Annotated in this window: 19 protein-coding genes and 1 tRNA gene; 9 read left to right on the top strand and 11 right to left on the bottom strand. The window is 67.2% G+C overall.

From position 1 onward, the window contains the following. The 6 genes from C457_RS11760 to C457_RS11735 form a co-directional block, all read right to left on the bottom strand. Positions 1 to 455: deoxyribodipyrimidine photo-lyase (locus C457_RS11760; RefSeq protein WP_008094888.1), on the bottom strand; the 455-nt coding region annotated here is incomplete at its 3' end. Between the two features lie 76 nt (positions 456 to 531). After that, entirely contained in the window at positions 532 to 1,074 is a 543-nt protein-coding gene (locus C457_RS11755; RefSeq protein ID WP_008094887.1) for a DUF7344 domain-containing protein, read from the bottom strand. Positions 1,075 to 1,082: 8 nt separating this feature from the next. Next, a complete protein-coding gene (locus tag C457_RS11750; RefSeq protein ID WP_008094886.1) occupies positions 1,083 to 3,092 on the bottom strand; it encodes a SpoVR family protein in 2,010 nt (669 codons plus the stop codon). Next, the gene (locus C457_RS11745) at positions 3,089 to 4,408 is read right to left on the bottom strand and encodes a YeaH/YhbH family protein (protein WP_008094885.1); all 1,320 of its coding nucleotides are present in this window, start codon (positions 4,406 to 4,408) and stop codon (positions 3,089 to 3,091) included. Before C457_RS11745 ends, C457_RS11750 begins: the two co-directional genes overlap by 4 nt. Then, a complete protein-coding gene (locus C457_RS11740; RefSeq protein WP_181950687.1) occupies positions 4,399 to 6,678 on the bottom strand; it encodes a kinase anchor protein in 2,280 nt (759 codons plus the stop codon). Before C457_RS11740 ends, C457_RS11745 begins: the two co-directional genes overlap by 10 nt. Next, positions 6,675 to 8,747 (bottom strand): PrkA family serine protein kinase, encoded by a 2,073-nt coding sequence (locus C457_RS11735; RefSeq protein ID WP_008094882.1) that lies wholly within the window; start codon positions 8,745 to 8,747, stop codon positions 6,675 to 6,677. Before C457_RS11735 ends, C457_RS11740 begins: the two co-directional genes overlap by 4 nt. 533 nt (positions 8,748 to 9,280) lie before the next feature. Between C457_RS11735 and C457_RS11730 the strand changes: the two genes are divergently transcribed. From C457_RS11730 to C457_RS11720, 3 genes are read left to right on the top strand one after another with little or no spacing between them, the layout of a single operon-like run. Continuing rightward, complete coding sequence (locus C457_RS11730) at positions 9,281 to 9,661, top strand: DUF5820 family protein (RefSeq protein WP_008094880.1); 381 nt, start codon at positions 9,281 to 9,283, stop codon at positions 9,659 to 9,661. 24 nt (positions 9,662 to 9,685) lie between these two features. Continuing rightward, on the top strand, positions 9,686 to 10,135 hold the full coding sequence (locus tag C457_RS11725; RefSeq protein WP_004974429.1) for a UPF0179 family protein: 450 nt from the start codon (positions 9,686 to 9,688) through the stop codon (positions 10,133 to 10,135). 33 nt (positions 10,136 to 10,168) lie between these two features. Next, entirely contained in the window at positions 10,169 to 10,816 is a 648-nt protein-coding gene (locus C457_RS11720) for an HAD family hydrolase (protein ID WP_008094879.1), read from the top strand. Between the two features lie 27 nt (positions 10,817 to 10,843). On the opposite strand, the gene C457_RS11715 is transcribed toward C457_RS11720, so the two are convergent. Next, entirely contained in the window at positions 10,844 to 11,704 is an 861-nt protein-coding gene (locus C457_RS11715) for a succinylglutamate desuccinylase/aspartoacylase domain-containing protein (protein ID WP_008094878.1), read from the bottom strand. A gap of 120 nt (positions 11,705 to 11,824) precedes the next feature. Further along, positions 11,825 to 12,310, bottom strand: a complete 486-nt coding sequence (locus C457_RS11710; protein WP_008094877.1) for a DUF309 domain-containing protein — start codon at positions 12,308 to 12,310, stop codon at positions 11,825 to 11,827. Between the two features lie 89 nt (positions 12,311 to 12,399). Between C457_RS11710 and C457_RS11705 the strand changes: the two genes are divergently transcribed. From C457_RS11705 to C457_RS11695, 3 genes are all read left to right on the top strand, one after another. Continuing rightward, positions 12,400 to 12,588, top strand: coding sequence for a hypothetical protein (locus C457_RS11705; protein ID WP_008094876.1), 189 nt, complete (start codon positions 12,400 to 12,402; stop codon positions 12,586 to 12,588). A gap of 68 nt (positions 12,589 to 12,656) precedes the next feature. Then, positions 12,657 to 13,316 (top strand): sulfite exporter TauE/SafE family protein, encoded by a 660-nt coding sequence (locus C457_RS11700; RefSeq protein ID WP_008094875.1) that lies wholly within the window; start codon positions 12,657 to 12,659, stop codon positions 13,314 to 13,316. Positions 13,317 to 13,361: 45 nt separating this feature from the next. Next, positions 13,362 to 13,445: transfer RNA gene (locus C457_RS11695), tRNA-Leu, on the top strand. 733 nt (positions 13,446 to 14,178) lie between these two features. On the opposite strand, the gene C457_RS11690 is transcribed toward C457_RS11695, so the two are convergent. Beyond that, the gene (locus C457_RS11690; protein WP_008094873.1) at positions 14,179 to 14,448 is read right to left on the bottom strand and encodes a hypothetical protein; all 270 of its coding nucleotides are present in this window, start codon (positions 14,446 to 14,448) and stop codon (positions 14,179 to 14,181) included. A 91-nt stretch (positions 14,449 to 14,539) separates the two neighbouring features. Between C457_RS11690 and C457_RS11685 the strand changes: the two genes are divergently transcribed. The 3 genes from C457_RS11685 to C457_RS11675 all read left to right on the top strand — a co-directional run bounded on the left by C457_RS11685 (position 14,540) and on the right by C457_RS11675 (position 17,157). Then, positions 14,540 to 15,337 (top strand): inositol monophosphatase family protein, encoded by a 798-nt coding sequence (locus C457_RS11685; RefSeq protein ID WP_008094871.1) that lies wholly within the window; start codon positions 14,540 to 14,542, stop codon positions 15,335 to 15,337. Positions 15,338 to 15,431: 94 nt separating this feature from the next. Next, entirely contained in the window at positions 15,432 to 15,902 is a 471-nt protein-coding gene (locus C457_RS11680) for an Lrp/AsnC family transcriptional regulator (protein ID WP_004974414.1), read from the top strand. A gap of 136 nt (positions 15,903 to 16,038) precedes the next feature. Beyond that, the gene (locus C457_RS11675) at positions 16,039 to 17,157 is read left to right on the top strand and encodes a DUF63 family protein (protein WP_008094869.1); all 1,119 of its coding nucleotides are present in this window, start codon (positions 16,039 to 16,041) and stop codon (positions 17,155 to 17,157) included. Between the two features lie 215 nt (positions 17,158 to 17,372). Here C457_RS11675 and C457_RS11670 read toward each other — a convergent pair whose 3' ends face one another. Together C457_RS11670 and tbsP are read right to left on the bottom strand one after the other, a co-directional pair. Next, complete coding sequence (locus C457_RS11670; RefSeq protein WP_008094868.1) at positions 17,373 to 19,061, bottom strand: YcaO-like family protein; 1,689 nt, start codon at positions 19,059 to 19,061, stop codon at positions 17,373 to 17,375. 49 nt (positions 19,062 to 19,110) lie between these two features. Then, positions 19,111 to 19,938 carry a transcriptional regulator TbsP gene (gene tbsP / locus C457_RS11665; RefSeq protein ID WP_049913562.1) on the bottom strand — a complete coding sequence of 276 codons (828 nt, stop codon included), beginning with the start codon at positions 19,936 to 19,938 and terminating at the stop codon, positions 19,111 to 19,113. Positions 19,939 to 20,115 lie beyond the last annotated feature (177 nt).

Here is a 20,115-nt window from a genome sequence, read left to right as displayed (position 1 = left end):
CTCCCTCGCGCCATCAGAGATGTGTATAAGAGACAGCCCCAGAAGCGACGGAGGTCGACGCCGTCGTCTCGAAGTCCTCGCTCGACCGCCGACTCGACGCTCGACTCCTCGGGGGTCGGACGCGTGTGGACCGTCACGAAGTCGGCGTCGACGGTCGCCGCCAACTCCGGAAGGACGGACTCGGGTGTTCCCTCGCGGACGACGAGGTCGCTCCCGCGGTCACGGAGCGACGCCCGGAGGTCGGACAGCGATTCGAGGCGGAAGCGGGCGCGGTGCGCGCCGGTCTTGTCGAAGTCGAAGGAGTCGGACCCGCCGAAGGGCCGGTCGCCGTACTCGCGGGGGTCGAGACAGTAGACCGGGAGGACGCCGTCGGCGTCGCAGGCGGCCGCGAGCGCCTCGTTGTCGTGCAGACGGAGGTCGCGGCGGAACCACGCGAGCGAAGTTGACTCGGACATCGTCGGCGGCGCTTAGGATGGGGCTGACTTGAGTCGAACGGCGGTTCTGGGGCGACCCCCGGCCGTGTCTCCGGGTCTACGTCCGGCTTCGCGTCTGCAGGCCGAGTTCCGCGCCGGCGGCGACGGCGGCGACGGTGAGCGCGAGGCCGGCGACGAGCCGCGGGTCCACGCGGTCGATGACGGGGACGCCCATCCAGCCGGCGAAGAGGAGCGCGAGCCCGGCGAGACACGTCGCGAGCGACAGGAGCGCGAAGGGAGCTTGCGTCGGCTCCCCGTCCGCCAAGTAGTGGTCGAGCTCCGCCGCGCTCGACCCGAGCGAGACGGTCTTCGCCCGCGAGTCGTACGCGACGATTCGGAGCGAATCGAGCTTGGGCAGATGGGTCTGGTGAAGCGAGATGTAGACGCTCTGGCGGACGTTCTTGGGAGGTGGCGACTCGCCGGACTCTATCTCGGCGATGTGCTCCGCGAGGTCGCCGACCGACTCCGGACCGTCCCCGTCGCGCAGTCGTTCGAGCGCGAGCCGCCGCCGCTCGTTTCTGAGCACGTCGTGGATGTCGGCCTCGTCGAGCGAGCCGTCCGCCTGCTCGCCGGAGACGGTCGGCGAGTCAGGCTCGGCCATCGCCCCGTTCAGAGCCAATCATCGGGCTTCGTGTCGTAGTCGACCTCGCTGGCGGCGATACGCGCCTCCAGTTCGGGGTCGAGGTCGTGTTCGTCGAACGATTCGCCGTCGTAGCGGATGCGGATGGCCCGCTCTTCGGGCGTCGGCTCGCGCCCCCGTCGACGGGCGACTTCGACCTCGTGCTCGTCGAACTCCTTCGTGATGGTCATCAGGTTCACCGGGCGGCCCCAGAGGTGATAGACGCGCTCCAAGACGCCCTTCGCCTGCTTCATGTCGAGGATGACGCCGTTGTACTGGTGTCCCAACAGGAGTTCCCCGCGGTTGTCGAAGTTGCCGTCGTACACCGCGATAGTCGGCTTTCCGAAGTTGGTGAACTGGAACAGGAGCTTCTTTTTCACGTCCCGGTACTCCGACGAGGAGACGCGGAACTGCCGGGACGACTGGGAGTACTCGTAGGCGAAGTAGTGGTTCGCGCGGACGAACTCCTCGGAGAGGAACGCGTCGAGGAACGTCACGTCGTTGTGGCTCTCGCGAATCTCGCGCATCCGGTCCCAGCCGGCGGTCTTGTCCACGTCGGCGACGGCCTCCTCGACGCTGTCGTACACCTCGTCGTCGAACATGTACCGCGAGAGCTGTTCGAGTTCGGAGCGCCGAATCCGGCTGAGGAACCCGCGGTTCTGCGCTTTGACGAGCGAGTAGTGTCGCTCCGCGAGCCCCTCGTAGGTGAGGAGCTTCCACGGGTACGCTTCGAGGTCGAGCGACTCGTCGCCCGACAGCGCCCTGTCGAGGGTCTCGTGGTCGACTCTCGGGTCGTCGGGGCCGAGTTCGGACAGTTCGTCGAGTGAGTCGGCGCTGACGCCGTCGATAGCGGGGTCCGTCCGGAGGAGCGTCTGCACCTCGTCGAAGTCGACCGTCTCGTGGAAGTTGCGCCACGTGACGCCCTTCACGCGCAGGAGTTTGTCGGCGACCTCCGCGCGGTTCGTCGAGTTCTCGATGTACTCCCACAGCTCCTTGCCGAGCTTATAGGGGTTGAGCCCGGGCGACCCGAGGACGCGCGACTGGTGGTCGGCGTAGGTGATGAACTCGTCCGTGCCCGCGAAGCGCTCGTCGCCCATCATGAGCGACTCCCAGTAGGCTGCCCAACCTTCGTTCATCACCTTCGTCATCTTCTGGGCGGCGAAGTAGTACGCCTCCTCGCGGAGCATGTCGAGGACGTCCTTCTGCCACGGCTCCATCTCTTCGGCCTTGCCCGTCTCCTCGTCGTACCGCATCCCGTGTTCGCGGACGTACGCGAGCACGTCCTTCCGGGGGTCGGTGAGCTTCGCGGCCTCGCGTTCGGCCTCTTCGACCTGTTCGAGCCACGCGTCGTCGAACACCTCGCGGCGCACGTCGTCGGAGATGTCGAGGCTGTCCAACTGCGCGCGGATGTCCTCGGGGATGCGGCCGTCCTCGTCGGCGGCGGCCTCGCGGATGGTCCGGTGCTGGTCGATGGTGTCTTCCAGACAGAGGACGGCGTCGATGAACTTCTCCACGTCGTCCCGGCTGATTTCGGGGTTCTGGACGTACCGCTCGATGGTCTGGGCGTGTCGTTCGAGCATCGCCGCGGCGGCGAACTGCCCCTCGTCGGAGAACAGCCCGAACCACTGGTTGTTCTTGAAGAAGTCCGAGTGCGCCTCGACGTGCGTGATGACGGCCTTCTGGTCGGCCAGCGAGTTCGACTCCTGGAGGAAGGCGTTCGCCGGGTCGTCGTTGTTGACGATTTCGAACGCCTTGCCCATGCCGAACTGGTCGGTCTTCCGCTGGCGGTCGTAGGTCATTCCCCACCGCCAGTGCGGATACCGCTCTTGGAAGCCGCCGTAGGCGATGAGCTGGTTCATCTCGTCGTAGTTGACCACCCAGTAGTTCACCGGGTAGGGGTCGAGTCCGAGCTTCTTCGCGAGCGCGCCGGCCTCCCGGACGGGCTCGTCGAGTCTGGCGGCCTCGCGCTGTGCGTCTCTGCGGTGTCGTCTGAAACTCATTCTGCTGTCGCCTCCGTGCTGAGGATGGTGTAGATGGCGTCGATGACGTCGTCGGGCTCCGAGACGTACGCGACCACGACGTTACCCTGCTCGCCGAGGCTCCGTTCGACCTCTTCTGCGTGCGTGGCGTTGATGGCGGTCCCGCCGGGCTGGGTCTCCACGTAGGCGTGGAGGTTCGCGTCTATCTCCTGCATGAGCGGGACGACCCGCTCTTTGGTGTCGTTCGAGGAGTTCTCGGAGTCGCCCGCGGCGAAGACGTAGCGGTTCCACTCGCGCCACGGGTAGCGCTCGTCCAGCACCTCCTTCGCCAGCTCGTAGGCCGACGAGATGCGCGTCCCGCCGCCCGAGCGGATGCCGAAGAACTCGTCGCGTTCGACCTCCCACGCCTCCGCGTCGTGGGCGATGTAGACGAACTCGGCGTGGTCGTACTTGCCCGTGAGGTACCAGTCCAGCGGGGTGAACGTGCGTTCGACGAGTTCGCGCTTCGTCTCCCGCATCGACCCCGACACGTCGCGGATGTTGACGACCACGACGTTCGACTGCTTCTTCTCGATGACTTCGGGGTGGCGGTAGCGCTCGTCCTCGCGGCGGAACGGAATCTCGCGGAGCCCCTCGCGGCGGATGCGCTGGATGGCCGTCGTCCGCTCGACGTTCTCCTCCATCTCCTCGAAGGACGCCCACGTCCCGCGTTCGTCGTCCGGGATGCGGCTCCACTCGTCTTCGATCCACGCCATCGAGACGAGGATGTTGTGCTCGCGGCACCACCGGAACACCTCGCGGGCCGAGGTGCCGTCGACTTTCATCGCCTCGCGGACGAACTCCTCGTCGAAGTCCATCGCGAGCTTGCGCTTCAGGCCCTCCTTGAACAGGCGCTCGAAGTCGAGGGTGCTGTGGGGGCCGCTGCGGGTGATGTCGGTGAAGTCGCCTTCGACCTCCTCGATGACCTCCTTGCCCTTCGGTTCGAGTTCGAGGCCGAGTTCCTCGTCCAGCGCCTCGGCGAACTGCTCGGGGTCCATCTCGTAGTACTCGTGTTCGGCCCCCTCCTCGCCGGGTTCGCCGTCTTCGCCCTCGCCGTCACCGGGTTCGGGCTGGCCGAGCGGTTGGCCCACGTCGGGCGTGCCGCCTTTCCCCTGCCCGACGCCGCCCATGTCGAGGCGGTCGTACTTGAACTCCGGCAGGTCCACGACCTTGATGGGTATCTTGATGTCTTTCGAGCCGGACGCGCCGAGGTCGCCGTAGGAGATGAACTCCTTGAGGTCTTCGCGGCGCTCTTCGCCCACTTCGCGGAATCGTTCGAGGTCGTCTCTCAGTCCCATGTGTGGCTCACCTCCTTCATCACGGCACGGCTGGTCAGTTCGGCCGACGCGGCGGTGTAACCGCGGTCGACCAACTCGTCGATGGTGCGTGCTTTCACGCGCGCCGTCTCGGTGTTCGCCGGTGGGTCGTCCCACTGGCGGGGGTCGAGGTCAGAGAACAGCCGGCGCACGTCCTCCCAGTCGTGGGTTTCGAGCACCGTCCGGATGACCGGAATCTCGGTCAGGTCCACGTCGGAGACCGTAAAGCCCTCGTCGCGGTTCTCCCACGCGTAGCGGTTGAGCGCGGTGATGACCTTCTCGTTGCGGAAGTCTTCGACCGTCTCGGAGGGGTCGTTGCCCTCGTAGTCGTTCGGCGAGAAGCGCCCGAGGTGCTCGGTCTCGAACAGCTTCATGAGAAGCGGGTCGGGGTCGACCGGCCCGCGCTCGGTCTCTATCTGCCCGTCGGACGCCCACGCGTAGACGTGTTCGACGTACTCCTCGACCGTCTCGCGCTCGACGCCCTTGTCGGCGAGAAGCGCGTCGAGTACGTCCGCCTCCTGCTGGTCGAAGATGTACTCTTTGACCATGGCGATGCGGCCCTCGTACTCCGAGGACTCCGCCCGCGAGAACACGGGCGCGTCCGACAGCTCGGCGACCATCTCGTCGAGCACGTCGGTCGGCATCACCACCGAAGACACGTCGAGGTCGGGGTGTCTGCGGTCGACGCGGTCGTGCAGGAGGTCGGCGATGACGTCCCGGGTGAACGTCACGGGAATCCCGTGAGTCCCCTCCGAGTCGCCAACGAACTCGAACGCCGACACCTCGCGGCGCTGGTCGCCGACCTGCAGGTAGCCGCGGTCGAACAACAGCGCCTTGTCGACGAGGTCGAACTCGATGTCCGGGTCGCGCGGCACGTCGTCGCCGTCGAGCCGGGTCACGACGCTGTAGAGCGCCGCGGCCTCGACGGCGTGGGGCGCGAGTTCGCGCGTACGGACCTCGCCCGGCCCCTCGCGGACGTCCAGCAAGACGGCCTCGGCGACGCGGTCGGCCATCGCCTCGGGGTCGTCGGTCCAGACGCTCGTCTCGTTGGTCAGCTCGCGGCGGATGAGCTCGGCCTCCAGCGAGAGGTTCGTCAGGTAGCGGAACTCGTGTTTGTTGAGCCGGCGCTTGAGCGCCTTCAGCGGGTCGCGGCCGTTCCTGTCGGCGTACTTGTCGAGTTCGGCGTCGAGGTCCGGGTTCGAGATGATGACGAGTTGCGTGTCGATGTCCATCCCGATTCCCTTGTCCAGCTTGACGTGGCCCTCGTCGGGGACGTTCAGGAGCTTCTGGAGCAGGTCGGCGTGCTGGGTGGCGTCCTCGACGATGGTGAGGAGGCCGTTGCCCTGCGACAGCACGCCGTCGTAGCTGAACGCCTGCGGGTTCTTCCGGCCGCGGGAGTTCAGTTCGCGGAGCATGCTCGGCATCCACGACCCGACCAGTCGCTCCTTGGGCGACCCGTCGTCCTCCGAGTGGAGGACGCCGACGCCGCGGCCGACGTCGACGACGTAGTTTTTCACCCGAAGGTGTTTCGGGTCGGTGACGGCGCTGAAGAGGTCCTGCTTGCCCGCTCTCCGGAACTCCTCTTCGAGGAAGGTGTACGCCTCCAAGCAGAACGGGTCGAGGTCCTCGTCGACGTCGACGGGGATGTGGTCGCCGTTCCTGCTGTTGAGGTCGGCGAGCAGCCGCTTGCGAACCTCCGCGGGGAACACCGAAAGCGGGTGCGACTGGACCGGACTTTCGTACCAGTCCTCGTCGGCGGCGTCGACTTCGCCGCCGTAGGACAGCCCGCGGGTGTCGTCGGCGTTGGCGACGTTCCACTCGACGGTGTAGCGTCGCCCCGCGTCGGTCTTCGAGTACTCCCGAAGCCCGTTGATGAGACAGCGTTTCAACTCGGATTTCCCCGTGGCCGTCGGGCCGTCGAACCAGACGATTTTCTCGGCTTTGCCGCGGTCGGCGGCGATGGTCCGCAGGTCGTCCACGAAAGCGTTGAGCACCTCCGTGTTGCCGAGGACCGCGTGCTCGCCGTCGTTGGCGGGGTCGTCGAAAAAGCGGTAGCGCTGTTTTTCCGCGCCCTGTTCGACCACCTGTCTGGTCCCCATCGACTCGATGGCTTCCAAGAGGTACTTCGACGCGTGGGAGGCGATAGACGGGGACTCGAACGCGGCGTCGACGTACTCGCCGAGGCTCATCGGCTCCTCGTAGGTGCCGCGGAGCGCTTCGTCCGCCTCGCGGATGTAGTCTCGCATGGTCACCCTTCGAGTTCGGTCTTCGCCACCTCCGCACCGGCGAACTCGAGCACCTCCCGTGCGCCGTCGCGCGAGTAACCCTGGTCGACGAGCGCGTCTATCCACGCGTTGCGTTCGTCGTCGTCCAGCTCGTTCGCGCTCACGAGCGCCGAGAAGTTGATGTTGTGCTTCTTGTCCTCCCAGAGCTTGCGTTCGAGGGCGCGGCGGAGGCGGTCGTTGTCCTGCGGGTTGAACGACGTCCCCTCGCGGGCGCGCCGGGAGACCCAGTTGGAGACCTCCTGTCGGAAGTCGTCCTTGCGGTCCTCGGGGATGTTGAGCTTCTCTTCGACCGCGCGGAGGAACTTCTCGTCGGGCTCCTGGTCGCGGCCCGTCAGTTCGTCTTCGACCGTCGCGTCGTCGATGTAGGCCATGACGTGGTCCATGTACTTCTCGCCCTGCCGGCGAATCTCGTCGATGTCGTAGGCGAGGGCGTGGCGCACGTCCTCGATGGCGCGCTCTTTGTACTCCTCGCGGACCATCTCGAGGTAGCGGTGGTAGCGTTCGAGGTTCTCCTCGGGAATCGAGCCGTGGTTCTCGAGGTTCTCTTCGAGGTGGGTAAACGAGGACAGCGGCGAGAGGTAACCGCGGCCGCGGTGGGTCGCGTCCATGATTGCCTCGGCGATTTCGTCGCCGATGAAGCGGGCGGAGACGCCGTCCATCCCCTCGGCGATGTCGGCTTTCTTCTCGCCCTCCTCGCGGAGTTTTCGCACGTCTACGTCGTCGCCGTCGTCCAACTCGCCGTTGTAGGCCTTCGCCTTCTGGACGAGCGAGATGGTGTCGGAGTCGGGTTCGACGATGCGGGTCAGAACGCCGAACAGCCCGGACATCTCTAAGGTGTGCGGCTCGACGTGGATGTCGGGCACGTCGGCGTTCCGAAGCATCTTCCGGTAGATTTCGGCCTCCTGTTCGTACTCGAGGACGTACGGGAAGTCGATGCGCTTCGTCCGGTCGTTGAACGCCTCCATCTTCTCGTCGCCCTTCTTCTCTCTGTACTCCGGCATGTTCGTCCGCCCGACGATGACCTGGTCGATGTCGATTCGGGGGTTGTTCTTCGGCTTGATGGTCTGTTCCTGCGAGGCGTGCAGGAAGTCGTAGAGGAACTCGCGCTGGAGCTTCAGCAGTTCCTCGCCGGAGAAGATGCCGCGATTCGCGTTACAGAACGCGCCGGCGTAGTCGAACGCCCGCGGGTCGGACTCGCCGTACACCGCGAGTTTCGAGTAGTTGACGTCGCCGGTGAGTTCGGTCTCGTCTTGGTTCTTCTTGTCCTTCGGCTCGAACGTCTCGATGCACTGCCGTTTGTTCTCGGAGGCGACGAGTCGGATAACCTCGATGTGGTTCGCCACGACCTCCTCTAGGTCGTCGTCGTAGTGGGCGAGCAGCCGGTCCATGTAGAACTCCGAGGCGGGGTCCAGCGCCTGGTCGTTCCGGATGGTGTACGGCGCGTCGAGGTTCTCGTTCAACTGCTCGATGACCACGTCGCGCTGTTCCTGCGGGAGCAACACGAGCGGGTCCTGGTTCATCGGTGACTGGACCACGTCGTCGGAGGGGTCCTGGTCGCGGATGACGTCGCCGAGGTTCGTCCACCGGAAGGTGTACATCCGCCCCTCGTCGGACATCGTGTAATCCTCGAAGTAGCGCCGGGAAATCCAGTCGAAGTGGGACTTCCCGGAGCCGACGGGACCCAAGAGGAGTTTGATGCGTTTTTCGGGGCCGAGGCCGCGGGCCCCCGATTTCACCTTGTTGACGAACTCGTGAATCGACTCGTGGACTTCGCGGCCGTAGAAGACGTTTTCACCGTCGTGAAGGGGGTCTTCGGAGGCCATGAGGTACTCCACGACGCCCGCGTCCTCGTCGTAACGGGTGCCGTAGAAGTCGAACATGTCCGCCACGCGCTGGTGGGCGTTGCGAGCGATCTTTGGGTGAGCGTAGACCTCTTCCAAGTACCACTCGAAGCTCTTCGCCTCGCGGAGGTCCGCGGGCACGGAGTCTTTGTAGTGCTTGCTCAGGTCTGCGAGTGTTTCAATTTCGCCGGTCATTGTTCGTGGAGCCTCGTCGGACCAGCCGTCCGGTTAGACGACCGAGGGCGACGCGCCCGCATTCGCGGGTCGCAGACGACACACCGCGAACCACGGACCCGCGGCGCAGACCGCGGGCAGTAGGTCGAAGTGCGTCGCCGCCGCTGCGCGCTTACGACGGGTCGGCGACTGGCGACAGAATCGGCAATTTGCGGACGATGCGCGACGGCTCGCTCGGCCCGGGGACCGAGACTACCAATCAATGAGGGACGTTAACATATAACGCTTTCTCTGAAAGTAGTCAACATATTGTCTCGAACGCCAACCAATCCAGATACGTACCACGTCTCGTGACCCTCCAACCTGCCGAAGTGTATCGATTTAATCGGCGGTTCAGTCGACTGTCGGTGTCGTTAATCGGGTCGGCTGGGATTCATGTCGTCTCCGATGGGTCGCGTTCGAGGGCCGAACCACGCGCTTCGAGCCGGGTCGAGACGACCGGCCTTCGGCGCGGAAGCGGGAAGGCTTAGGACGCGCGGCGGACTAGCACACCCATGACCAACCTGCCCGACGGGTGGACCCTCTGGAACGACGAACACGAGGGTCGGCGCATCCTCGCGTTCCGCCCCGACGTGTTCAACGAGAGCGCCTTTCCCGCCGAGTGCATGCCGACCGTCTTCGTGTGGAACGGGTCGCGGGCGAACCGCCCGGGCGCGACGCAGATACGCACCGAGACGTGGCACGCGGTGCTCTATCTCGAACCGGAAATCGAGGTCGTCGTCGAGGAGTTCGACTCCCGCGAGGCGGCCGTCGAGGGCGCGACCGACATCGCCGGGCGCTTTTCAGACGGCGAGATAGACTACCGGAGCGCCTACCAAATCCCCCGGGAGGACTACTTCGAGAAGCTCGACGAGCTGACCGGGCGGGAGCCTTAACCACCTCGCAGGAGAACCACCGCTATGACCTCCGTCACGCTTGTCGGTGCCCGCCTGACCGACCCCGGCACCGAGTTCGTCTACCACGGTGAATCGAGCGCCTGCGAGGGGTGTCCGTACCGCCAGCAGTGCCTCAACCTCACCGAGGGCGTCCGCTACCGGGTCCTCGGCGTGCGCGAGAACACGCAGGTCCTCGACTGCGCCGTCCACGACGAGGGCGTCCGCGCCGTCGAGGTCGAACCGGCACCGGTCACGGCGAACGTCCCCTCGAAGGGGGCGTACGCCGGAAGCAAGGCCAGCCTGCAGGGCCCGTGTCCGCACACCGAGTGCCCCAGCCACGAGTACTGCGTCCCCGAGGGTGCCGAGTTCGACCAGGAGTACCGCATCAGCGACGTGCTCGGCGACCCGCCGCACGACCACTGCCACCTCGACCGAAACCTGACGCTCGTCGAGTTCGAACCCGCCGACGAGTAGGGATTTTTGTGGTTCCCGGCCGCTGGCCCTGATATGACGACCGCCGTCTTCTTCGACCTCGACCTGACGCTCCTCCGCTACACCGCCGACTTCGAGACCATCTTCGACCGCGCGGTCCCGGACGCTCCGGGCGGTGCCTACGACCGGTATCTCTCCGTCTTCTTCGACGCGTTCGAGGACCTCGCCGTGGACCCCTACGCGGTCGGCTTCGAGGCAATCACCGACGAGTTCGACATCGGCGGCGACCCGGAGGCGCTCGTGGCGCGCTACGCGGAGGCCGAACTCGCCGCCACGACGGTCCCCGCGTCGGCCCGCGAGGCGCTCGTCCGCGTCGCCGACCGTCGACCGACAGGGATTCTCACGAACGGCGCGCCGGCGGTCCAGCGGGCGAAGCTCGAACGCCACGACCTCGCGGGCGTCGTCGACGCCGTCGTCGTCTCGAACGACCCCGCGGTCGCCTCGCGGAAGCCCGATTCGGGGGTCTTCGAGGCCGCGGAGACCGCCCTCCCGGCGGACGACTACGTCTACGTCGGCGACACCTACGACGAGGACGTTGTCGGGGCGCGAGACGCCGGGTGGGAGGCGTACCACGTCGGCGACGACGGCCCCGGCGACGACCCGGCGGCGGTCGAATCGGTCGCCGAGGCGGCCGCTCGAATCCTCGGCGAGGACGACGCGTAGCGCGGGAGAGACGAGACGGTCTGCCGACTACGGGAGCGTGCCGACTTTGTCGCCGGCGTAGCCGAAGATGTCCGCGTAGCCGTACGCGGAGAGGAGAATGGGGTAGAAGTCCCGGTCGGCGACGAACTGCTCGGCGTCGGCGCGGGCGAACGTCTCGCCGGCGGCGACGGGTTCGAAGTTGGTCGCGTGGACCTCGTACTGGTCCGCCGGCGGCTTGGGAAGCCGTTCCAGCAGGCGGAACACGTCGATGCTGTTCTCCTCCGGAATCGCGAGTTTCAGGCGGTCGTCTTCGGTCTGCGACTCGGACTCCTCGTCGAGCTCGCTGCTCCCGTCGCTCGCAACCGCGGGGGCGGGGAGAACGTTGGTCGCGGTGAGGAACGCCCGGATGAGCCAGTAGGCGTTGTCGGCCGCCTCGTCGGACTTCTGGAGGCCGGCTTCGACCTCGATGGTGTGGGCGTGTTCGATGAGTCGGCCCTCCGCGAAGTGGTTCGTCTCGACGGCCACGTCGACCGGGAGCCGGGGGAGAATCGACCGGGAGATGGCGTCGACCGTGTCCACGATGGCGAACGGTTCGGCGTACGACTGGGTCGAGTGAAGCGAGAAAGCGGTGGTGCCGCGGACCTCGCGGCCGAGGTCGTGGGCGAGGCGTCGCTCGTGGCTCTCGGCGTTGGGGTCGCCCGGAAACGCCCGGTTGAGGTCCTCGTCGAGGTAGCGCTCGTCCGCCGCCAGCGCCTCCTCGTTGGCGACGATGAGCTTCACCGGGCGCTCGACGTCGGGGTCCTCCGCGACGAACCGCTCGATGGCGCGAGCGCCGCACGGTTCGTCGCCGTGGATCGACCCGACGACAGACACTTCGGGCGTGCCGTCACCGAGTTCGTAGATTCGCATTGCCGGTTCCTAGAACTGGACGCTAATGGACCTTTAGATTCTCCCGGTTCGCGCCGCTTTCGCGGACGTGTTAGTCGGAGGAGACGGTTCGTGGCGGGCGAAGACCGCGGCCCGACGCGGTTAGTGGTCGAGTCCCTCGACGTACTCGTAGTCGGCGGGGTAGGCGGTCGCCCGGTGGCCGTCGAGTTCGATTTGCCAGCCGTGGAGCGCCGTCGGGTCGTCCAGCGCCGCCCGGAGGGTGTCGCGCACGTCGTCCACGTCGACGCCGTAGAAGTCGCTCGGAACGCCGCGGATGTACTCGAGTGCCGTCTCGAACAACGACCGCATCCCCGCGTCGTTCTCGAAGTCGAAGTGCTTGTACGCGCCGGCGGCGACCTGCACCATCCCGTGGAGGAAGGCGCTTTCCGCGGTCCCCGCGCCGTAGTTGTACCACTCGTCTTCGAAGCAGTCGTGGCTCTCGTGGAAGTCGCCGGAGTTGAACAGGCGGACGCCGTGTTCGACCGCCCGGCGGAGCGTCGCGTGCTCCCACAGCCGCAGGTCGTCGTTCCACCCCGTCGGGTTGCCGAGCGGCGGGGCGACGCTCGGGTCGCGGGTGTGTTCGTCCATGTGAGTCAGGGCGACCGGGAAGCCGGTAACTCCATCGGTGGCGACACCGGCCGCGCAGTTTTTTCGTGCGAGCGCGACAACGGTCGGACGTGACGGACACAATCGAATGCACCTACTGCGGAAGCGACGTTCGGCGTCACGACCCCGTCTTCGTGGCGGAGCTCGAAGCCGGCGAGCGCGTGCCGGCGGGCGCGTTCTGCAACTACGCGTGCCTCTCGTCGCACATCGACGCGGCGGGGCTGACGACCGGCGCGTCCTGCGAGTGGCGGCCGGAGTAGGCTCCGACCGGGTCGGAGTACCCGTCGGGACCCCTGACCTATTTACCGCGATTCGTCCTTTCGAGCGTATGGCACTCGCATCAGCACTCGTGGCCGGCGGGGTTATCGGGGTCCGGCACGCGCTGGAAGCCGACCACCTCGCCGCCGTCGCGACGATGGTCGAAGACGGCGACCGACCGAGCATCGTCGGCGCCTCGTGGGGCGTCGGGCACTCGATTCCGATTGCCGTCGTCGGTCTCACCTTCGTCGCGCTCGGCGTCCGCCTGCCCGAGTCGGTGACGCACTTCTTCGAAGTCGTCGTCGGTGCGATTCTCGTCCTCCTCGGGGCGCGGATGCTTCTCCGGGCCGCCGGCGTCTCCGTGCCGACGCTCCGCGACCACGACCACGACAGCGGCGTCCACCGACACCTCTCGCTCGGGAACGTCGCGTTCGGGACGAAACACACGCACGTCCACGACGAGTCGTTCGGGGTCGGCGTCCTCCACGGCTTCGCCGGCAGCGGCGCGCTCGTCATCGCGATGGTCTCGACCGCACCCGCGGTGGGGCAGGCCGTCGCGTTCCTCGCGGCGTTCAGCCTCCTGACCATCGCCACGATGGCGACCGTCTCGTTCCTCTGGGGCCGCTCGATGGCGGTCGGCGGGACGCGCGTCCTCCGCGCCGCGGCCGGCGTCGTCGGCATCGCCGTCGGCGGCCTCCTCGTCGTCGAACAGTTCGGCGGCCTCGTCTGACGTTTCGCAACGTTTTAGCGGTCCCCCTGTCGTACTTGAGTACGCGCGAGGGTAGCTAAGTCAGGAAAAAGCGGCGGACTCAAGATCCGCTCCCGTAGGGGTCCGTGGGTTCAAATCCCTCCCCTCGCACTTATCGCGAGAAACGACGTGACGAGCGGCGAGTGCAGCGCACCCCACGGCGGGAAGCGGGCACCGAGGCGGCCCGCAACCCCGGTATAAACCCGGTCGCTCGATGGCGGACACGTTCTCTTCTGTCTCCCGGCAGTCATCCGGTTACGACGCCACCACAGCGCCGCCGCCAGTATCCCGAACGATTCATCATGAACAGACCGGGTTTCCGGTGAAAACCGCCGGAAGGGGGCCGACCGAGGACGACGTTCGGCGACGAGCGTCACCACCGTTCCGTCGGCCGAACTATCAGCATCTCCGGACAGTTCAGAGTTTATCAGAAACATTCATTATATTTCCGGGACTACTGTAGTGTTGCCGGAAGCGCAAGGACGCACCGGATGACCAAACCGAATCCGTCGGGCGACGTGAAAGGCGTCGACGATGGTACGCATCGCAAGACGCGGAGGAATGGGATCGACACGAACACCGAGTCTTTCGTAACAGGAAGACGAGGTCAAAGTGCCGAAGAGGAACCGAAACAGCCCCGTAAACCGCTCTGCGAGCGAGCGGCGGGAAGACCAAGTACCGGACCACGAGGAATCGGAGTTCGGGAACTCGGCGCAAGCCGAAAACGGTCGTGAGGGCTGTGGAAAACGTCTTCCGTCCGGGTTCTAATTGCGAATTCTGGCTTTTTCCGTTTTCCGACCCCCGAGCGAGCCGGCCGTCTGGCGGGACGGCCCAGTCCGCAACGCTACGGCCGAACCAACTGACTCATGAGCCGGAGGTACTCCGAGGCCACGAGCGGTTCGTCGGCCGCGGTGCGCTCGACGGCCGCCACGCCGTGCCGGAGTTTCTCCTTGAGCGGGCTCGGCGGAACCTTGTGGCCGAGCACGCGGGACGCCGTCTCGACGTGTTCCAGCGCGGCTTCGGCGTCGCCGGCTCTGACGGCCGCTCTGGCGTCGTCGAAGGACTCCGCGAGCGATTCGCGGACCCGCGCCGGGAGGTCGATAGCGTCTGACACGACACGAGGTAAACCGTCCATCGACATAAGCCACCGGGCCGCGTCGGCGTCGGGTCGGTGGATATAGGCACCTGCCGGTCCTGTCACGCCCATGAACGAACTCGATGCCCGGGCGGACCGGGCACAGCGCGCGGCCCGCGACGGCGGCGCAGTCGCGCGACGGGCCTTCAGAACCGGCATCGCCGTCGAGACGAAAGACGGCAAAACGGACGTTGTCACCCAAGCCGACAAGGACGCCCAGCGCCGCGTCGTCGAGCGAATCCGCGGGGCGTTCCCCGACGACCCCATCGTCGGCGAGGAGGACGACGAACTCAAGTCGGTTCCCGAGTCGGGACCGGCGTGGGTCGTCGACCCCATCGACGGGACGAACAACTTCGTGCGCAACGTGCCGGTCTGGGCAACCTCGGTCGCCGCCGTCCGCGACGGCGACCCTATCGCGGCGGCCAACTACCTGCCCGCCCTCGACGACTGCTACGCGGCCGACGACGGGGCGGCCTACCGCAACGGCGAGGAGATTTCGGTGAGCCAGCGCGACGACCCCGAGACGTGTACGGTCTGTCCGACGTTCTGGTGGGATTACGACGTCCGCGACGAGTACGCCGCGGCGGCCCGCGCCATCGTCACGCGCTTCGGCGACCTCCGTCGTTACGGGAGCATGCAGGTCGTGCTCTCGTACGTCGCCGACGGCTCGCTCGACGGCGTCATCACGAACAAGCGGGCGAACCCGTGGGACTCGGTCGCCGGTGCACACCTCATTCGGACGGCCGGGGGGACGGTCACGGACCTCGACGGCAACGAGTGGCGACACGATTCGGAGGGACTCGTCGCGTCGAACGGGCGCGTCCACGACGTCGTGCTGGAGGCGGCCCGCGAAATCGACGGGCGGTAGACGGACGAAAACCGGAACCGGACGGCGCTCGCCGCGGGCGCGAGCGTGCTTCCCATCCGCAAGTGCGAAGTCACCCCCCATCAGTAGGGATAGCATGGATCTCGACGCGACGGACCGGGCGATTCTCCGGATTCTGATGGAAGACGCGCGGACCCCGTTCAGCGAAATCGCCCGCAGAATCGACATGTCGAGCGCGACGGTTCACGACCGGGTCGGTCGGATGGAAGACGCCGGCGTCATCGAGGGCTACCACGCCCACGTCGACCCGCGGCAGGTCGGGCTGGGCACCTCCGCGCTGGTCGGCTTCCGGGTCAAGCAGGGTCGCGAAAAGGAGGCGCTCCAACAGCTTCGCGACATCGAGGGCGTCCAGGAAATCGACCTCACCACCGGCGAGTGGGACGTGATGCTCCGGGTGTACGCCGAGGACACCGACGCCCTGCGCGAGCTCATGTTCGACCACATCGCCGAGCTCGACGGGTTCTCGCGGTCCCAGACGATGGTCATCCTCGGGACCGAGTACGACGACCCGGTGCTGCCGATTCGCGACCCCGACGACGAGGACTGAACCACGCCCGCCGCGGAGCGCCACCTCGCTGCGACGCCGACTCGCCGCGCCGAGGCGTGCGCGGCGGATGCGAGAGACCGGAACCCTAAACAGGCCCGCCGTCGGGGTATCGCCTATGGCAACGGTAGCAGAGCGAATGGGTCTCGACCCCGAGCGCCTCTGGGGGCTCGGCGTCGCGGCCATCCTCGTCGCCCTCGTCGGCGGGTCGCTCGCGTTCCCTCGTGTCGTCTACGACGGCTTCATCTGGCACTACTTCTGGGGCCCCGTCCAAGCCGACGCGAACTCGGCCGTCTGTGCGGTTCGGGCGAACGGCGTCACGCAGTATCTCGACACGGCGTCGGCCTGCGCCGCGGCGGCCGAACCCGTCGCGTACCCCGGCTACACCCTCGTCTCCGAGGTCGGCTACATGGTCACGCTCGTCATCGCGCTCTCGGGCGTCGTGTTCCTCCTCCGCCGCCTCGACATCGGCGAGCGCCCGCGGTTCTTCTACGCGCTCTTTCCGTTCATGCTGTTCGGCGGCGCGTTCCGCGTGGTCGAGGACGCTAACGACTCGCCCGGCGTCGCCGACGCGCTCATCAGCTACCCGCTGAACACGCTCGTCATCAGCCCGGTTATCTACGTGACCGTCTTCGCAATCACGCTCGTCGCCGTCGTCGGGAGCGTCTTCGCCGAACGGCAGGGCCTCGTCGACGACTACGTGAAACCGCTGTTCGTGGCCGGCCTCGCGGTGCTCGCGGTGGCGGTCGGCTACCTCCTGTGGGCCGGCCTCACCGGCGCGCAGGGCGCGACGTTCTATCCACAGGTGCTCGCCGTCATCCTCGTCGGCGCGACGCTCGTCACCGCGGCGACGTGGTGGCTCGTCGAGCGCTTCGCTCCCGAGGTCAACGAGGGAACGGGATACATCGGTCTCGTCGTCATCTGGGGCCACGCCATCGACGGCGTGGCCAACGTCATCGGCCTCGACTGGATGGTCGCGCTCGGGGCGGGGAACAACCTCGTCCCGAAGCACCCGGTGAACCAGGCGGTCGTCGACTTTACCGCCTCCACGCTCCCCGAGTCGGTGCTGGCCGTCACGGGCGACGCGTGGCCGTTCCTGCTCGTCAAACTCGTGGCCGCGACGGCCGTCGTCTGGGTGTTCGACGAGCAGATATTCGAAGACAGCCCGCGCTACGCGATTTTGCTCCTCATCGCCGTCCTCGCAGTCGGCCTCGGGCCGGGGAGCCGCGACATGCTCCGCGCGACGTTCGGCGTCTAACCGCCCCGCAGTCTCCCGCTTTCCGACCCCTCGTTTTCTCCCCCGGCGAAGGTTCAAGTACCGAGCCGCGGCCAACGCCGCTATTCTGTGACTCACGCCGTGCGGCGGCCTGCGGGTGTCCGGCACACCGGCGCGCGGATTCGACGGCCCGCCTGTCACGCGGCCGCTCGTGCCGGCTGTCAGCCACAAAGCCCACGAACCGCGTGACTCGCCAGCTACGGGAACGGGTGGAACTCGCGGTCCGGTCGCGGTTCGAAGCCGAGGTCTCGCGGCACCGACTCGGCGCGGTCAGCGAAGTACGGCTCGCCGATGAAAAGCGGCTGCGCGGCCGGAACGACCACGCGGACCGCCTCGAAGCCGAGCCTCTCCACGTCGCGCGGGGTGGTCCGCGCCGCGTACGCGTCGAGGTCGGCGTCCGTGACCGCCGAGACGACCGCGTCGAGTTCGGCTGCGCCCCCTGGAACCTCGTCGGGGCCGACCGAGTCCGCGGGGATGGTCGCGTCCGGCGAGACGAACGTCCGAGCCGGCTTCGGGAAGTCGGCGTAGGTCGCAATCGCGCCGCCCTGCGTCGCGGCCTGCTCCGGTCCCATGCCGCGCAGTTCGGTCCAGTTCTGGAGCGCCTCGGCCAGCGCGGAGCGAGCGGCACGGTTCGCATCGAGGTTCGCGCCGGAGCCCATCGCGAACTTCGGCCACTCGCCGTCGCGGTGGACGGCCACCGCCACGACCGGCACGTCCACGTCCTGCGTCACGAGGAGCGCGGTCACTTCTAGGGACTCCGAGCGGGCGCGGGCCGCCAGCGTCTCGAACGTCTCGTCGGTCACGTCCAGCCCGAGCGGGTCGAACGTCGAGTACCACGCGAGCATCGTCGCGTCGCGCTCGACGACCTCGTAGAGCCCCGAGAGAAGCGCCTCGGTCCCGGAGTTGCCGAGGCCGAGCCCGGTCGTAATCGACGGCTTGTGTCGCTCGGACGGCGGCGGGTAGTGGACGAACTCCGCCGGGAGCGAGACGGTCGAACCGGTCGCGAGGTCCTCGCCTTCGACCCACTGAATCGGCTCCTCGGGGTCGGGGTCGCGAAAGGAGTCGGGTCTGACGAACCGACTGGGCGGCACCGCGGCCGGCCGAGACGCCGCGGGTGCGACGGCGAACTCGCTGGAGCGGTAGACGCCCGCCGAGTAGCGTTCGAGCGCCTCGCCGAGCGCCTTCATGTAGGCCTCGTCCCAGCCTGCGGCCGCGCCGCCGGCGAGTTCGGCCGCCCGAGCGTCGGCGTAGACCGTCGTGTCCGCCGTCTGCGCGACGTAGTACGGCAGCGGGAACGACTCGCGCTCGCCGACCTGCGTGACGATGCCGACGCGGTCGTCCACGGCCGATTCGGCCCGCGCGAGCGCGTCGTCTAACTCCACGGCGCGGAAGTCGCGGTCGAGGGCTCGGTCCCGCTCCATCGGCGACGGCGCGGGGAGGAACGACCGCTCGGGACCGGGGACTTCGACGACGGTCCCGGCCACGTCGTCGCCCGAGAGGAGCGCGATACCGCGCCGCCCGGCCACCGCGCCGGCGAGTCGAACGGCCGCGCGGTCACCGCCGGGGCGGCCCTCCGACTCCGTGGTGGACGCGACGCGCGCCCGGAGGTCCGCGAAGTCGGCGCTGGCGGGGTCGAACGCCGAGACGGCCGCGTCCAGGTCGTCCACGGGGTGGCCGCCGACACCGCCGATTTCGACGGCGAACCATCTCGAAGCGGCTTCGTCGGCCGCGTCGAAGGCGTCGCTGCCGGCCGCGGCGACGACGAAGCCGAGGTCGAACGAACCGAGCGAGTCGGGGGTCGTCTCCGAGACCGTCGCGTCGATGTCGGCGCACGCCGCGCGAATCGACTCGGCGGCGGGGCCGCTCCCGACGAGTCCGATGTTCATGCGCGCGACGACGAGCGGCGGCGGGAAAAAGCGAGGGGGTCGCGGTCGGCTACGCGTCGAGCAGTTTCTGGGCCTCGTCGGCCAGTTCGTCGGCGGCGGCCGCGACGAGCGCGTCCGCGCCGAGCTTCAGGCGGAGCCGCGGGCGACCGACGTCGATGGGTACTTTCTCGGTGTCGATGAGGCCGAGTTCTTCGAGCTTCGTCTTCGTCCGGGAGAAGGTCGCCTTGCTGGCGATGCCCACGTCTTCGCCCCACTTCGAGATGTCGTAGAGGAGAACTTCGTTGCGGGCGGCGACGAGAAGGGAGATAGTCACCTCGTCGAGGCCGTCGCCGTCGCCGCGAGCCGACGACAGCGAAGCGAGCACGGCGTCGAAGTCGGCGAGCGTCTCTTCGCCGATGTCCTCGCCGAGGGTCTCGCGGACGCGCGAGAGCGGCGGAGTCCGGAGCTTGAATTCGGGCGCGTCCGCCCAGTGGGCCTGATGGGCCTCGAACGCCGTCTCGACGAACGCCTCGTCGTCGGTGACGAGGCCGGCGACTTTGTCACCGGCGGCGACGAGCGCGACGACCGAGTTCGGCGTGACGAACAGCGTGTTCTCGACTTCGTCGTCGGCGGTCCGCATCGAGAGCGTGCCGTCGGCGACGAGGTTCGCGGCGTTGGAGGCGACGATGAAGTCGTCGAGCACGTCCTTCAGGACGCCCTCGTCGGCGACGAGACGGATTTTCGGCAGGTCACCATCGATGTCGGTCGCCACGGCGACGAGCCCCTCGATGACCTCGGCGGTCGGGTTCGCGACCAGCACCTCGTCTTCCGACGAGGAAAGGACGGACTCGATGATGTCTCCTACCCCCTCAGCGAGTAGATTAGAACGAATAGCCATAGCTTGAATATCGCCAGTAATATATTTAATATTAACGCAAGACGACCGGCAGAACGTATTCGAAATCGAGTTGTACCAACGCTGTATCGCGCGAATTGAGCATTTCGTTTCAGAAATTTTACTCCTATCGGCGAGCGGGAAAATCGATGGCGAACCGAGAACCCCGTGCGTCCGGGA

This window comes from Haloferax prahovense DSM 18310 (genome assembly GCF_000336815.1).
Lineage (GTDB): Archaea > Halobacteriota > Halobacteria > Halobacteriales > Haloferacaceae > Haloferax > Haloferax prahovense.
This window is presented reverse-complemented; position numbering and strand designations above follow the sequence as displayed.